The 15,287-nt window shown below is 45.2% G+C and carries 11 protein-coding genes and 1 pseudogene; 6 read left to right on the top strand and 6 right to left on the bottom strand.

Annotation, left to right across the window (positions count from 1 at the left end):
• On the top strand, positions 1–1,341 hold the full coding sequence (locus QUB25_RS05455) for a response regulator (protein WP_333182290.1): 1,341 nt from the start codon (positions 1–3) through the stop codon (positions 1,339–1,341).
• 192 nt (positions 1,342–1,533) lie between these two features.
• Here the strand turns inward: QUB25_RS05455 and QUB25_RS05450 are convergent, their stop codons facing one another.
• Both QUB25_RS05450 and QUB25_RS05445 read right to left on the bottom strand, forming a co-directional pair.
• Positions 1,534–2,073, bottom strand: a complete 540-nt coding sequence (locus QUB25_RS05450; protein WP_333182289.1) for a GIY-YIG nuclease family protein — start codon at positions 2,071–2,073, stop codon at positions 1,534–1,536.
• Between the two features lie 59 nt (positions 2,074–2,132).
• Complete coding sequence (locus QUB25_RS05445) at positions 2,133–2,459, bottom strand: hypothetical protein (RefSeq protein WP_333060175.1); 327 nt, start codon at positions 2,457–2,459, stop codon at positions 2,133–2,135.
• A gap of 177 nt (positions 2,460–2,636) precedes the next feature.
• Here QUB25_RS05445 and QUB25_RS05440 point away from each other — a divergent pair.
• The 4 genes and pseudogenes from QUB25_RS05440 to QUB25_RS05425 all read left to right on the top strand — a co-directional run.
• Positions 2,637–3,149: pseudogene (locus tag QUB25_RS05440) on the top strand (RNA-guided endonuclease InsQ/TnpB family protein); the annotation flags it as partial.
• Positions 3,150–3,773: 624 nt separating this feature from the next.
• Positions 3,774–5,594, top strand: coding sequence for a group II intron reverse transcriptase/maturase (gene ltrA, locus QUB25_RS05435; RefSeq protein ID WP_333182288.1), 1,821 nt, complete (start codon positions 3,774–3,776; stop codon positions 5,592–5,594).
• A 29-nt stretch (positions 5,595–5,623) separates the two neighbouring features.
• On the top strand, positions 5,624–6,388 hold the full coding sequence (locus tag QUB25_RS05430) for an RNA-guided endonuclease InsQ/TnpB family protein (protein WP_445251931.1): 765 nt from the start codon (positions 5,624–5,626) through the stop codon (positions 6,386–6,388).
• 335 nt (positions 6,389–6,723) lie between these two features.
• The gene (locus QUB25_RS05425) at positions 6,724–7,524 is read left to right on the top strand and encodes a hypothetical protein (RefSeq protein WP_333182287.1); all 801 of its coding nucleotides are present in this window, start codon (positions 6,724–6,726) and stop codon (positions 7,522–7,524) included.
• Between the two features lie 94 nt (positions 7,525–7,618).
• On the opposite strand, the gene QUB25_RS05420 is transcribed toward QUB25_RS05425, so the two are convergent.
• Together QUB25_RS05420 and QUB25_RS05415 are read right to left on the bottom strand one after the other, a co-directional pair.
• Positions 7,619–8,482, bottom strand: a complete 864-nt coding sequence (locus QUB25_RS05420) for a sulfite exporter TauE/SafE family protein (RefSeq protein WP_333182286.1) — start codon at positions 8,480–8,482, stop codon at positions 7,619–7,621.
• Positions 8,483–8,569: 87 nt separating this feature from the next.
• Entirely contained in the window at positions 8,570–9,412 is an 843-nt protein-coding gene (locus QUB25_RS05415) for a pentapeptide repeat-containing protein (protein ID WP_333035969.1), read from the bottom strand.
• Positions 9,413–9,831: 419 nt separating this feature from the next.
• On the opposite strand from QUB25_RS05415, the gene ilvD reads away from it, so the two are divergent.
• Complete coding sequence (gene ilvD / locus QUB25_RS05410) at positions 9,832–11,517, top strand: dihydroxy-acid dehydratase (RefSeq protein ID WP_333182285.1); 1,686 nt, start codon at positions 9,832–9,834, stop codon at positions 11,515–11,517.
• Positions 11,518–11,634: 117 nt separating this feature from the next.
• Here ilvD and QUB25_RS05405 read toward each other — a convergent pair whose 3' ends face one another.
• Together QUB25_RS05405 and QUB25_RS05400 are read right to left on the bottom strand one after the other, a co-directional pair.
• Positions 11,635–12,165, bottom strand: a complete 531-nt coding sequence (locus QUB25_RS05405) for a hypothetical protein (RefSeq protein ID WP_333182284.1) — start codon at positions 12,163–12,165, stop codon at positions 11,635–11,637.
• Between the two features lie 253 nt (positions 12,166–12,418).
• Positions 12,419–14,350, bottom strand: coding sequence for an ATP-binding protein (locus QUB25_RS05400; protein ID WP_333182283.1), 1,932 nt, complete (start codon positions 14,348–14,350; stop codon positions 12,419–12,421).
• Positions 14,351–15,287: the final 937 nt, after the last annotated feature.

The raw sequence follows: 15,287 nt of genomic DNA, 5'->3' as shown, positions 1-15,287 counted from the left end.
ATGAATTCCGAACCCACTCCCGTCTTAAAAGGGAATATTTTAATTGTTGATGATATTCCGGCTAATTTGCAACTTTTAGCTCAAATACTCTCGCAGCAAGGGTACAAAACACGCACCGCACCCGACGGTAAACTAGCGCTGCGGTCGATCGAGTTAACTCCTCCTGACTTGATTTTGCTCGACATCATGATGCCCGGTATGGATGGCTACAAAGTCTGCCAAGCATTGAAAGCTTCTCCCACAACCAAGGACATTCCAGTTATTTTTATCAGTGCTTTGAATGAAGTATTAGATAAAGTCAAAGCCTTTGAAGTTGGTGGTATAGATTATATCACAAAACCGTTTCACGAACAAGAAGTTCTCGCCCGCGTCTCAAATCAACTCGTGCAGCGCCAGTTGTTCCAGCAAACACAATCCTACGCCCAGCAACTCGAACAAACCGTAACTGAACTCAAGAAAACTCAAGCTCAGTTAATACAGAAGGAAAAAATGGCTTCTTTAGGTCAGCTAGCGGCAGGAATTGCTCACGAAATCAACAATCCCGTCAGCTTTATCTACGGTAACATTGCTCTAGCGGCGGACTATGCACGAGATTTGCTTCGCCTCCTCGAATTGTACCGACATTACTACCCGCACCCGGTGGCAGAAATTATCGGCGAATTGGACGAGATTCAACCCGAATTCATCGCAGAGGATTATCCAAAACTTCTGAATTCGATGACCGAAGGTGCTTCTCGGATTAGCGAAATTGTGATGTCTTTGCGGAAATTCACCCGCCTTGGCGAACAAAAGTACAAGCCAGTGGATATTCATGAAGGCATTGACAATACTTTAGTTATTTTGCAGCACCGATTGAAGGGAGCAAACAAAGCTGGTGAGATAGAGGTCATTAAACACTACAGCCAACTGCCAAGAGTCACCTGTTACGCCAGTGAGTTAAATCAGGTGTTCATGAACCTGCTAAGTAATGCTATTGATGCCCTGGAAACTCAACCATCTCCCCGAAAAATTACCATCAGCACTTCAGTAAGTTGTGAGTCTGAATCTGCCCTGCACAATCAAGATTCAAAATTAGCCACTCACAACTATAAATCCGTTGTTATTCACATTGCCGATAACGGTTGTGGGATGAGTGAGGAAGTGCGCCACCAGATATTTGACCCATTTTTTACTACGAAGCCTGTAGGCCGCGGTATTGGATTAGGGTTGGCAATCAGTCACGATATTGTAGTGGAAAAACATCGAGGTCAAATCAGTTGTATTTCTGCTCCGGGCCGAGGAACCAAGTTAATTGTGCAGATTCCGATATCTGTTAAATCAATTCCGGTTGCACCGGAATGACTGTTGACTGTTGACTGTTGACTGTTAACTGTTTGGAAATTTGAACCATACCGATGCAACCGGAAACGATATTAAATGTTAAAATCTTTTAAATCTTATAAGTTCGCAGTAAGGAGTTTAGTCCTGAAATATAGGACTAAACTCCTCACTACAAACAGGTGCGTAATAAGCACTAAAGTCGTGAGATTGTATTTACTTTAAATCCAGCAACCCACTCGTTTTCAGCTTGGGATTAAACCGGATTTCTTCAGTTACGCCGCGAGCTTTCAGCAGCGAGAAAATTTCATTTTCCACGCGCCGCGCGACATTTTTCAACAATTTATCTTTGGCAATTTCATCGGCGAAGATACCTTCATAATTTGCCGTTTCTTGGGCCGTCATTACAGTTTTGGTGTCGATGGGATCGTTCCACTTGCCAGCATCGGCACCGTTACCCTGGGGTTGGGAACCGTTTTCGGCAATCCAACTTGATCGGATGCTTTCTAGGATAGTGCGGCTGGGCTTGTCAATAGTTTGGACTTTCAGCCAGTAGCAATATTGGGTTTGGCGTACCAAATGCTGTTTGAGGCTGAGGTAAATGTCGCGAGAATAGCCGACAAATTGCAGGACTTTCTCGTTGTCAAAAATCGCGTAAACGCCGATTTTTCCCTGGACAAAATCGGGCAATTTTCCCTCGGAGTCTATGTAGGGAATGAATTCTAAGCTGGCGAGAGATTGAATGTCTTCTGTCATCCGATTTTAGATGTTAGATTTTAGATTTTAGATTAAACCACAGATTAGCCAGCCTTTACCTAAGTCTTAAAAACTCGATAAATTGCACAGAGGCGGCTGGGTTTAAATATTTTGGCTTGGAACATGAAATTAGGCGGGACGTTGACGATCGCAAAATCGCTCGATTCGTGATACTTTTCAAATTCCGCAGGCATTCCCTTCGGCGTCTCGCTGCTGTAAGGGACTGGCTGAAAAAGTAACTCGGCAAACTCAATGCGCGAGCATTGCAATTGTACCGCTACTTGTTTTACAAAGCTTTCACCGGTTAACAAACCGAACAGTGCAGTTTTAGCCTCTGGTTCGAGGACAAAACTGCTATCGTAACTTTCAATAATCTTAAGACCCATTTTCTCTATACTCCTGACAGACGGCGGTGAATGGTTATTGGTTAACTGTTGAGCGATCGGCTTAATCCTGAATTTTACCAAAAACTTGGGTCTATCGCACAAAGCCCCGTCCTTCTAGGACGGCTTTAATTTTCCTAGAACAGTGCTATTATTTTTATAACCTGTTCAGGAACGTAAATGTTAGTATTTGAAGTCAAGCTAGAAGGAAAAAGCGAGCAGTACGAAAGGCTAGATGAAGCCATTAGCACTGCTCGCTTTATTCGTAATAGCTGCATCAGATACTGGATGGATACGAAGGGTGTGGATCGATACGACTTAAGCGCTTATTGTGCGGTACTAGCCAAAAAATTCCCTTGGGCTGCCAAGCTAAACTCAATGGCACGACAGGCGTCTGCTGAAAGAGCTTGGTCATCAATTGCTCGTTTCTAGGACAACTGTAAGGAAAGTAAGCCTAGAAAGAAAGGTTTCCCACGCTTTAAAAAGCATGAAACACACGGTTCCGTAGAATACAAAACTTGTGGGTGGAAGCTTTCTGAAGACAGAAGAACTATCAAGTTCAGCGATGGCTTCAAAGCAGGAAGCTTTAAGTTGTGGGGAACTCGCGACCTACACTTCTACCAATTGAACCAGATCAAACGGGTGCGAGTAGTTCGTCGCGCTGATGGCTACTACGATCAATTCTGGTGCGATTCGTTCTGGAGAAACCTAATTCAATTAGGAGGATTCCAGGCTCTAGTAGGGTAATCCAATAAGGATAGAGTTCGCACTTTAATCCCTTGCTAGATGACAACTCAATAACCATGTGGGTGAGAGCTAATCCCTCAAATCCCACCCCACAGGTGCAGTGGTGAAAGCACTTCCCCTACGGTAGCGACTAGCCCTCAATCCGTAAAGCGGGGAAGAAAGGCGGCAATGCTGGAAGCCTAAGCTGGCATCCGTTGAGCAAGAACCTATGAATAGCGAAAGCAAAGATGTGTGTGAGCCTTCGTTAGAGCTGAACCAGCGAAATAAGGCTGATACGCTGGCCGACCCAAAAAGGGCAAGGATAGGGAGTTGGCAAGCCAGAAATTGACCAACAAGCACTTCCCGAAAACCCGGAGGAAAAGCATCATTCTAACGGTTCAACCAATGGTTATTGGGAACGAAGTAAACCCTCATTAGCTCTTAGTTAAGTCGATAACTGAGCAGGTGCTAACCGTATGCTGTGAGTGGGGAAGATTGAGTCAAAAGCGAAAGCCTTACTTAACACTAAGGATATGCTGACGGACTCGCGGTGACATGGAATGTAAAGCTACAAGTAGTGGTAAACAAGTCATGAACACGGTAATACAACCGATGTATGAATGGAACCTTATTCCCTGGCAAAAGCTAGAGAAAAAAGTGTTCAAGCTGCAAAAGCGGATTTACAAAGCCTCTCAACGTGGAGATGTCAAGACACTTCGCAGACTCCAAAAGCTATTGATGAGTTCCTGGTCAGCAAAATGTATTGCGGTTCGTAGAGTCACCCAAGATAACCAAGGTAAAAAGACGGCTGGTGTAGATGGTGTTAAATCATTGACCCCGAATCAACGTCTAAACCTAATAGGAGAATTAAAATTGGGTGCCAAGGTGAGTCCCACCAGGAGAGTATGGATTCCAAAACCTGGTAGGGAAGAGAAACGACCCTTGGGAATACCTACAATGAAAGACCGCGCTTTGCAAGCACTTGTCAAACAGGCGTTAGAGCCAGAATGGGAAGCGCGATTTGAACCTAACAGCTATGGGTTCAGACCTGGGAGGTCATGTCAAGATGCGGTTCAAGCCATATACAATGCAATTAGGTATAAAGCTAAATACGTGCTAGATGCCGATATTGCAAAATGCTTCGACCACATCAACCATCAAGCACTGCTAGAAAAATTAAATACCAGCCCAAAGACTAGGCGACAAATTCGCTCATGGTTAAGGGCTGGAGTTATGGACGGAAAGCAGTTGTTTCCTACATTCGAGGGTACACCACAAGGGGGAGTAATATCACCTTTGTTAGCAAATATTGCCCTACACGGAATGGAAGAACGGGTTAAAGCTTACGCAGAAACCCTAGAGATGAGATACCCAAATGGCAAGAAAATGCCAAAAAGGGATAAAAGAACCAGTCTTAATCTCATCCGGTATGCCGATGACTTCGTGATTCTCCACGAAGACATAACCGTTGTCCAAGAATGTAAAGAGTTAATCTCTGAATGGTTAAAAGGCATAGGCTTGGAATTAAAGCCCAGTAAAACAAGAACAGCCCATACCCTAAAAGAATTTGAAGGGGAAAAATCAGGGTTTGACTTCTTGGGGTTCAATATTAAGCAGGTAAAAGTAGGAAAATACCGAACCGACCTAAATACAAAGAAAGAACCATTGGGATTTATAACACTCATCACCCCAAGCCAAATAAAAGTACAGGAACATTACAAACACGTTGCAGAAGTAATTGACGCCCACAAAGCGGCTCCGCAATCAGGGTTGATAAAAAATCTCAACCCAATAATTAGAGGATGGGCAAATTACTACTCAACACAAGTGAGTAAGAAAATTTATTCTCACTTGGACTTTCAGGTGTACTGGAAATTAAGGTCTTGGGCAAAACGTCGTCACCCCCAAAAAACGGGTAAATGGATAACAAAAAAATACTGGCAATCCATAAACGGCGATAACTGGGTCTTCGCAACCAGGCAAGAAGGTAAAAACTTTTTGCGGTTACAAAAACATGATGCAACACCGATAAAACGTCATGTCAAAGTTAAAAGCGAAGCGTCACCATACGACGGTAATCTGGTTTATTGGAGTTCAAGAATGGGCGAACATCCGGAGATGCCGAAGCGAACAGCATCCCTGCTTAAAAAGCAGAATGGAAAATGCGCCCACTGCAAAATGTACTTCAGAGATGAAGATGTTATAGAACTCGACCATGAAATCCCCAAATCGAAAGGTGGCAAGGATTCATATGAGAATTGGCAACTTCTTCATCGACACTGCCACGACACAAAGACTGCTACAGACGGCAGTTATGGCGAACAATCTGACTGCAATAGTGTCAAGCCTAAACCACCCCTCAACCAAAATTGGTATTGGGAAAAGGATATGTTGGTAATGAGGTCTGTGTGACAAACACCGTGTCACTGAGGAGCCGTGTAATGGGAAACTATTATGCACGGTTTTGGAGAGCAGCGGCTCTCGTGAGGGAGTCGCTGACTTTAATTATTGACGCTGAACGAAATGAAAAGCGCGAACCTACTGGTAAGACTATTGGTTTAGACCTGGGCTTGACCCATTTCTACACAAACTCTGATGGTAATGCTGTTGAGAATCCACGTCACCTGAGAAAGTCTCAGAAGTCACTTAAACGACTTAATCGTAAACTTTCCAGAACCCAGCAAGGTTCTAAAAATAGAGCCAAGGCTCGGAATCGATTGAGCAGAAAACACCTCAAGGTAAGTAGGCGGCGTAAAGACTTTGCTGTGAAATTAGCAAGGTGCGTAGTCCAGTCAAACGACTTGGTAGCCTATGAAGACTTGCAGGTGGATAATATGGTTAAAAACAAAAAGCTATCCAAGTCGATCTCAGATGCAGCTTGGACAGCTTTTAGGGGTTGGGTTGAATACTTTGGCAAAGTGTTTGGTGTAGCTACTGTTGCAGTCGCGCCACACTACACCAGCCAAAATTGTTCTAATTGCGGGAAAGTTGCGAAGAAATCGCTAAGTCAGACAACACATATTTGCCCGCATTGTGGATTTGTTTTAGACCGAGATTGGAATGCAGCTCGCAACATATTAGAACTTGGATTGCGTACCGTGGGGCACACGGGAACCTCAAACGCCTCTGGAGACATCGACCTCTGGTTGAGTGAGGAAACTCCTTCAAGTAAGTCGGGTCGTAGAAAGAGGAAACCTAAACAGTGATGTTTAGAATCACCGTGGCTTTAGCGGGTGTGAGGATGTCAACTGAGATTGACCGTTTTGAAGGCAGAAGGTATTCGGCAGGAGGTCAATCGATTTGAGATTTGAGATTTGAGATTAAAGAATTGAAGCCTTGACCCCACCGATCAATTCGGGGCCTGGTTTATCGGATACAGGTTTTTTATTTCTCTACGGATGAATCGGGGGGCTTGTATCCTGGATGGTTTCGGTCAATGAAAATACCACAATCAGGAAATTTTGACAAATAGCCCTGATTTATTTGCCGATCGCTTTTATCATGTCCGTATCGCCATCTATCCGACTACGACTAAAAGGCTATGCAGAAGATTGAAAAAGCATCATTCCCAGCTTTGAGAAGTGCCCCGAACCAGCCGGACTGGCTAGAATTGGTAGAATACGCCTCTGTTGCTGGTTCAGCGATTGGCACGATTGCTGCAGGATTGTCGGGCCAAATTGTCTACGCTGCCGCCCCCTTAACCGCAGCACTCTCGATAAATCTCGCCAATCGCCAGCGTTTCGAGCAACAAATGCAACAAAAGGCAAATTCTGCGATTACGGACTTACAGGCCGCAGTAGAACGTCGATCGCAGCAAGTTCAGATACTACCTGGAGAACCTGCGGAACTCTACACCGCCGTCTCTGACTTGCAGCAGAAACTCCAGGGCTTGGAATCCGGGGCCATCGCCGAGGTACAAGCTGCCGTAGCCTCCCTCGAACGCCAAGCCCAGGCGCTGCCTGCTGATTCTCAGGAACTCTACACGATCCTCTCCGATTTGCAGCAAAAACTCCGCATTTTGGAAACTAGCGCCCTGAGAGAGCATGATTGGGAAAATGTCAACGTCCGATTTTTATTGATGGGCGAAAAGTTAACTGAAGTTAAAACTATTACGGCTCAGTTACAGGAGCGATCGAACGAAGTAGACTTCGATACCATCCAAGGTTCTCTCAAGCAATTGCAGGACTTGCTCGATCGACCCACAATAGATGCAGGGATGCTGCAAACCGAGATACAGCATTTGCAGCAGCAAGTGTCCGAGTTGCAGAGACAAAATCAAGAAATTGTCAAGCCTTATTTGCAGCGTCTGACTCGCGCCGTGAAGAAACTATCAGCAAATTAGTCTTACTTATTCGTTTTTCGTAGGGTGCAGCGCGGGCATCTTCCCGCATTCTTTCGTAGGGGGTTCTTCTGCCGCGCACCTTACCAATTACCCATTACCCGTTACTAAATTTTTGCCAAGCTTGCCAGAAAACATAAATCGATAACACTGCCAAGAGCGATCGAAAAGCTAAACTAACAATACGATCGGGCAATCTCGGCAAAAACCGCGTGCTCACCTGCGCGCCCAACAAACCGCCGCCGCCAAGAATTAACCCCACAACCCACAAAACATTCCCGCGCGCCGCGTGTCCCGCCGTCGCCGAAATTGCCGTGATGACTATGACGCCCAAGCTGGTTTGAATTGCGGTTTTAATGCTTTCTCCTAACAGCAAAATTTGCAGGGGAACCATAATTACGCCGCCGCCTACGCCGAACAAACCGGCTAATAAACCCGCCGCACTGCCGGTAGCAATTTTAGCAAAAGTTGGATGAAATAAAATATTTGAATTATTGGGTAATTCGTGATTGGTAATTGGTAATTGAGCATTTTCTCCTTGTCCCGCTTGTCCTCCCAGTTCCTCTTGTTCTAGTTCCGCTTTCTTCTTAGCTGTCAGGTGCTTGCGAACTTCAATCAAATAAATATTCAGCCACAGCAACAGCCCAAAAGTAAGTAACAGCAAGTAAGGCGGAAATATCCCCGCCAAATAAGCACCGATTTGTGCTGTGATGACGGCGGGAAATCCGATGCCTGCGACTTGGCTCAAGCTGAGGTAGCCCATGCGCCAATTCTGGATGCTGCCAGAAATAGCTGTAATGACGATCGACAAACCGCTAGTAGCAACCGCTTCCACGGGGGCGTAATTGAGAGCCACCAACAAAGGCACGAGAACCGTACCGCCACCGATACCCAAAAATCCAGCTAGAATTCCGGCAAAAACTCCCGCCGCACCCAACATCAATAATTCAGTGATAGTCATTAGTCATTAGTCAAAAGTTAACAGTCCACAGTCAACAATCAACAGTCAACAGTCCACAGTCAACAGTTAACAGTCAACAATCAAATTTTAAGAATCATTAGTTGTGCCGTCCGGCATAATTGCCCGCCTCAAATCGGCATCGCGGAAGTTAGTTCGATTGAGATTAGCATCAATCAAAACCGCTTCCACCAAAACAGCCCCGCTGAAATTAGACCAGCACAGCTTTGCCCGGTACAAATTAGCACCGCTCAAATTAGCTCTTGCCAGCGTAGACCAACTCACATTAGCAACTCTCAAATTAGCATTGCTCAGATTAGCGTCCGTGAGATTAGCTCCAACCATCGTTACTTGGCGCAAGTCTGCACCAGCCAAGTTTGCCCCGCTCACCATCGCCCCGCTGAGAATTGCCTGATTCAGATTAGCTCTTTCTAAAAGCGACTCGCTGAGGATGGCATTTGTCAGGTTTACCGCTTTGAGAGTTGACCAACTCAAATTTGCCTTCATCAAATTAATACGAATCATGCTAGCGTCGGTTAAGTTGGCCGCAAACAAATTCGCTTCGGTAAAGTTGGCTTCGGTCAAATTAGCTTCGGTCAAATTAGCCTTGGTCATGTTGACTTCTCTCGCCATTGATCCGCGCAGGTTGGCTCCCATCAGGTTAGCCCCGCTGAGATTGGCGCGGCTCAAATCGGTACCGATGAGATTTGCTTCGCTGAGGTTGGCTTCCGTCAAGTCCACCCCTGCCAATTTCACCTCGCGCAAGTTCGCTCCCGTCAGGTTAGCGCCTTTGAGGTTTGCGTCTTGGAAATTCGCTCTGGTAAAGTTAGCCTCGCTGAGGTTTACCCCTTTTAAGTCGGCCCCGACGAGGTTAATCTCTCGAAAATTTCTTTCTCCGGCCGCATATTGCCTCAGAATTCGATCGGCCTCCATGTCATTCGCCTCGCAATTTTTTTTAAACGTTAGAGTGATGGGTGTTACCACATCATCCCAGATAACTACGGTATTCACTCTGCACGCTGTACTATCTGTAGAATCTTTGCACGGCTTTCCGGACACTGCTGTGCCACTGCCTCCTAAAAGGTCTGACAAATATCAAAGCTTCTGAGAAAATCAACAATAGGGTAAAACTCTCGGCGCTCGGCACTGAGTCAGTCGAGTTTAGATTTTAGATTTTAGATTTGCTCCACAGATTCATCTGGGAGCCGGAACTTTGGTCTAAAATTATGGGCTCACCACGACGATTATCGGAAACTTGTATTCGTTTTTGGGCGAGCTGGCAGTTGACAACTGACAACTGTCAACTGTCAACTGTCAACTGTCAACTGTCAACAGACAAAGGAAATTTTAAAATGCCTGAAAATTTGAGAAGCCAAGCTGTGACTGGGGGCGTGCAGCGCGCGCCCAACCGAGCAATGCTGCGGGCAGTCGGTTTTGGTGACGGCGATTTCACTAAGCCGATTGTGGGGATTGCCAACGGGTACAGCACGATTACGCCCTGCAATATGGGATTGAACGACCTCGCTTTGCGGGCTATTGCGGGTGCAAAGGAAGCTGGGGCGATGCCACAGATGTTCGGTACGATTACTATCAGCGACGGGATCTCGATGGGAACAGAAGGGATGAAATATTCTCTGGTGTCGAGAGATGTAATTGCTGATTCGATAGAAACTGTTTGCAACGGCCAAAGTATGGACGGGTTGCTGGCTGTCGGCGGTTGCGATAAAAATATGCCGGGGGCGATGATTGCGATCGCCCGCATGAACATTCCTGCTATTTTTGTTTACGGTGGCACGATCAAACCAGGACACCACAACGGACGCGATTTAACCGTTGTCAGCGCTTTTGAAGCAGTCGGTCAATTCAGCGCAGGCAAAATTGACCAAACAGAACTCAATGCAGTGGAACAGAATGCTTGTCCGGGTGCGGGTTCTTGCGGCGGAATGTTCACAGCAAATACGATGTCGAGTGCTTTTGAAGCGATGGGCATGAGTTTGCCTTATTCTTCGACAATGGCTGCTGAGGATGCCGAAAAAGCTGACAGCGCTGCCGAATCTGCAAAAGTGGTGGTGGAAGCGATCCGCAAACAGTTGTTACCGAGCCAAATTTTGACTCGCAAGGCCTTTGAAAATGCGATCGCGGTAATCATGGCAGTCGGCGGTTCAACCAATGCTGTGCTGCATTTATTAGCCATTTCCAATGCGATCGGCGTTGAGTTGTCCCTCGACGATTTTGAAACTATTAGAGCGAAAGTGCCGGTGCTGTGCGACCTCAAACCCAGCGGCAAATACGTAGCAACCGATTTGCACAAAGCCGGCGGCATTCCCCAAGTAATGAAAATCCTGCTAGAACAGGGTTTGCTGCATGGAGACGCGCTGACTATTACCGGTCAAACTGTTGCGGAAGTGTTGGCAGATATTCCAGCCGAACCCCGCACCGACCAAGATGTCATCCGCCCTTGGAACAAGCCGATTTACGCCCAAGGACATTTAGCAATTCTCAGGGGAAATCTGGCAACAGAAGGAGCAGTTGCTAAAATTACTGGCGTTAAGAAACCGCAAATTACCGGCCCGGCGCGGGTATTTGAATCGGAAGAAAATTGTTTGGAGGCAATTTTAGCCGGCAAAATTCAAGCCGGAGATGTGATTATCATCCGCTACGAAGGGCCTAAAGGCGGGCCGGGAATGCGCGAAATGTTAGCACCAACTTCGGCAATTATTGGCGCAGGTTTGGGCGATTCTGTAGGGTTAATTACTGACGGCCGCTTCTCTGGCGGAACTTACGGCATGGTTGTCGGTCACGTTGCACCCGAAGCGCAAGTTGGCGGGACAATTGCTCTGGTACAAGAGGGCGATTCGATTACAATTGATGCTCAAAATCGCTTGTTGCAGCTCAATGTTTCTGATGCAGAATTGGAGCAGCGGCGGGCTCTTTGGCAGCCTCCTAAACCGCGCTATACTAAGGGCGTTTTGGCTAAATACGCTAAGTTGGTTTCTTCTAGCAGTGTCGGTGCTGTGACTGATTTAGGTTTGGGTTAAAGTAGGAATTTTTTTAACCGCAGATGAAGGCAGATAAACGCAGATGAACGCAGATGGAATTTTATCTGCGTTCATCTGTGTTCATCCGCTGATATCTGCGGTTAAAAAATTCTCAAATTAACTGCGCTGATTCAAAAAGCGGCCTGCCATCGACATGGCGTCAGTAATATCTACGTCGCCGTCTCCATCTGAATCTAAAAATGTATTCAAAACAGGATTGCTGCCTTGGGCTGGGTTTTGGGCGTTGCTGCCGGTTTTTAGCAAATTCAGCACCAGCGGCACCAAAACAGGTATCATCGCCTGCACTGTGGCGTTATTCAAACCGGTTCTGTGGGCGATATCATTCACTATCTGCGTCAGTTGACCGACTCCGAACAAACTCTGTACCGCTTGCGGATTGGGATTTGTGCCGCTAAATTGGTTGACAAGTTGTTGAGCTTGTGCGTCTCCTGACTGCGATCGCACGTTTTGCAATGCCGATCGCACGTGTCCGCCCAAAACCGACATTGCTAGCTGAGTCGTACCCGCATCGATGCCCTGGTTGCCGCTCAACTGCTCTACCGCACCGAGAATGTTGCCCAACTGATTGGGGCTTGCTTGTTGGTTGGGATTGTCGATCGCGCTCAAAATTTGGTCAAATAGTCCCATAATTTTCGCTCCGTACAGTGATTGCTCAACTTTAAATTATAGCAAATCCTGTTTTTCAAGATTATGGAAAATAGTTTTTATTTTGGTATTATCACTCAGTAAGTGAGATAACGACAGTCAGTCAGTAAGAAATCTCATACCATTTGAGATTTGAGATTTGAGATTTTAGAGGTGGAATGAATTCTGACATCATAGTGGAGAGCTTGCTTGCAGTTGCATTCTTTTTTCAAACAGGGATAAAAACGGATAATTTTTAAGTTTTTACAGTTCCTCTTTTTTCAACCTTGGTTGGCACTTTCTCGTTGCCTATGGAATTTGATTCCCGAGCATTTGGAGGTTGTAAGAGCGTATTTGGCATTGAATCTTCATGCTTAATCGGCAGGGCGATCGAAAATTCCGTCCCCGTTCCTACCTCCGACCAAAAGTTAATCGTTCCCCCGTGTTTCTTAACAATAATTTCGCGACCAATTGCCAATCCCAAACCAGTACCTACACCTCTCGGTTTAGTAGTAAAGAATGTTTCAAACATTTTTTCTTGACTCTCGGGCGCTATTCCCATACCGTTATCAGAAATTCGCACTACCACTGAGTCGTCGTCCAAGTATTCTGTAGCAATCACAATTCTCGGCGAAAAACTCGGTGCTTCTTGTTTGCTTGAGTCCGAAGCCGATTGTTTTTTCGCCTCCTCAGAGCTGGTTTTCTCAATGTTTGCTTTCTCTTCCACAGCATCTAGTGCATTGTTCAGGAGATTCACAAATACCTGGTAAAGCAAACCCATATAGCCTTCAATACTCGGGATGTTCCCGTAATTGCACACCACTTCAATGCCTTGTTTTATTCGGCTGTTTAGAATCAGCAAACTGCTGTCTATGCAGGCGTGCAAATCGACGGGATGAGGGGCTGCCTCATCGAGGCGAGAAAAATCTTTCAAACTTAAAATAATAGCTTTGGCTCTTTCAGCGCCTACTTGCATTGAGTCAAATATTTTGATCAAATCTTCTTTGAGAAAATCGATGTCTATTTCTTCGCCTTTCGCCAGCACTGCGGCAGGCGGGTTGGCAATTTCTGTTTCGTAAGTTTTGAGCAAATCTAAAATATCTTCAACATAATTTCGGGCTGGGTCGATATTGGCATAGATAAAATTGATTGGGTTGTTAACTTCGTGAGCAACACCGGCTAACATCCGCCCCAAAGTTGCCATTTTTTCATTTTGAAGTATCTGGATTTGTTGTTCGGATTTCAATTCTTGTAGCAACTGATTTACTTTCTGAATCAGTTGATTCAGCGAAGCTGCTAATACTCCCACTTCATCGGTGCTGGTAACTGGTACTTGCAACTGAAAATTAGATTCTTCAGTGACTCGCTGAGCAATTTTAGTTACAGCGGCGAGGGGTTTGGCGATCGCCCGACTGGTGAAGCCCGCCAGCACTGCTGCAACGACGATCGACAGTGCCATGCTACCCAAAATTATTTGCACCCGCAGCGCCTGGGCTCGCAGCAGATCCTCCCGCCCTGCATCTTCTTGCTCTTGGGCGCGAGCGATAATTGCTGCTATATCATTGACAGCCGTATTTAGTTGCAACCCTGTTTTATTTCGAGCGAAATTCGACAGCAACTTACGTTTTACGCTTTGTTGAGCGGGGTTATTGGGCAACTGACTAATTTTTTTATTAACTATTTCTAGTTGATAAATATAATTAGACAGTAGGGAATTGCAAGTATTTCTAAATTTACCTACCCCTTTTATTTGTTTCAGGTATTTAGGTTTCTTAACTTCAGATAGTAACTCTTTTAAGCTGTAAATATTCTTTTGTAGCTGTTTGTATTTGCTGTCAAATATTTGGGGCTTGTCGATGCCGTAAATCAGCCACTCTTGGCTGTTTTGCGTCCGAACTAAAGCCACCTGCAACTTATGTAAAAGCTGAGTTTCTCGATCGAGGTGTACTTGATTGTTAATTCTGCGATAGTAATGAGTGCCCACCAACATCCCGACAGTCGTTCCCCCAATCGCAACACAAAGAGCCAGTGCGTACCCACGGCAGATTTTGTCGTGAATACTGAGGTTGCCCAAGGAACGGGCTATGTGAGCGAAATAATTGGGCTTTGGTGGCTGGGTCTCTTTGATGTTATGCTCGCAAGAGGTAGAGAGTTCTTGTGAAGGCTGATTCAGATGTTTGAGCTGCATAGATGCTAACCTGTGAATAATTCACGCACTGACAATTCAGTCTAACTTAACTCGCGGCTGATTTGAGAGTACCGCATTGATATTTAATGTGATAATTTTTGTAAATTAGGATGCTCTTACCTGGCCTAAGAAACCCGGTTTCTCGTTTCTACTTTCGGAGCTTCCAGCAGGCACTGGTGTTAAAAAACCGGGTTTCTGTGTACTTAATGTCATATTTTTTTCTTAATAAAAAAGTATTGCTAGACTTGCGATCGAATAAATCACGGAATAAATAAGTAAGTAGATGCAAATAAGCCAGCCTGCTGTTCGGTCGAGTAATAAGCTGTGGCTTAAGTAGGTAGGCGGGAAAAATAATCTTTATGTAACTAAATATTAAGTAGCGTGATTAAAGTGAAATTTAACACGTTGTGTACGGTAGTTTCCTCTTTCTCCTCTAACTTCTAATCCATGAATTACGGCGTGGCGACTTCTAACTCCGAGTCAAATATCTCTCCCACTAATTCATCTTTTTTCATAGTTGCCACTCCAATTCAATTGGGTTTATTTCGGCACAATATTTGGATAAAAAATATGTACACCCTATTTTTTTATTTTTAAACTAACAGTTTTAATTCTTGATATCGGTGTATTGTCCGTTGTTTTGGCTGATTATTTTGGAGCGTCTAATTTAGCAGGTTTTTGGGCTTATTGCTCCATGAGCTTGATATAAACTTTTCGATAAACCAAATTACCAAACCGCAAATCCAGCTAATTTAATGTTATAAAATTCTTACAATAATCTACGATTCCGCCGTTTCGTTTATTTCAGCAGTTTTTACTACCCTCGTTGGTAATAAGTGTAACCAGGTTCACTCCTTGCACAAAACCATGATTGAACAAAATATTTTCACCCGATTTCTTCCACCCACGCAGCCGATTACAACATATCTAGGTCTGG

It is taken from the genome of Microcoleus sp. B3-D7 (genome assembly GCF_036705305.1).
Lineage (GTDB): Bacteria > Cyanobacteriota > Cyanobacteriia > Cyanobacteriales > Microcoleaceae > Microcoleus.
Note: the sequence above shows the minus strand (reverse complement) of the source record. Positions and strands in the feature narration are given on the sequence as shown.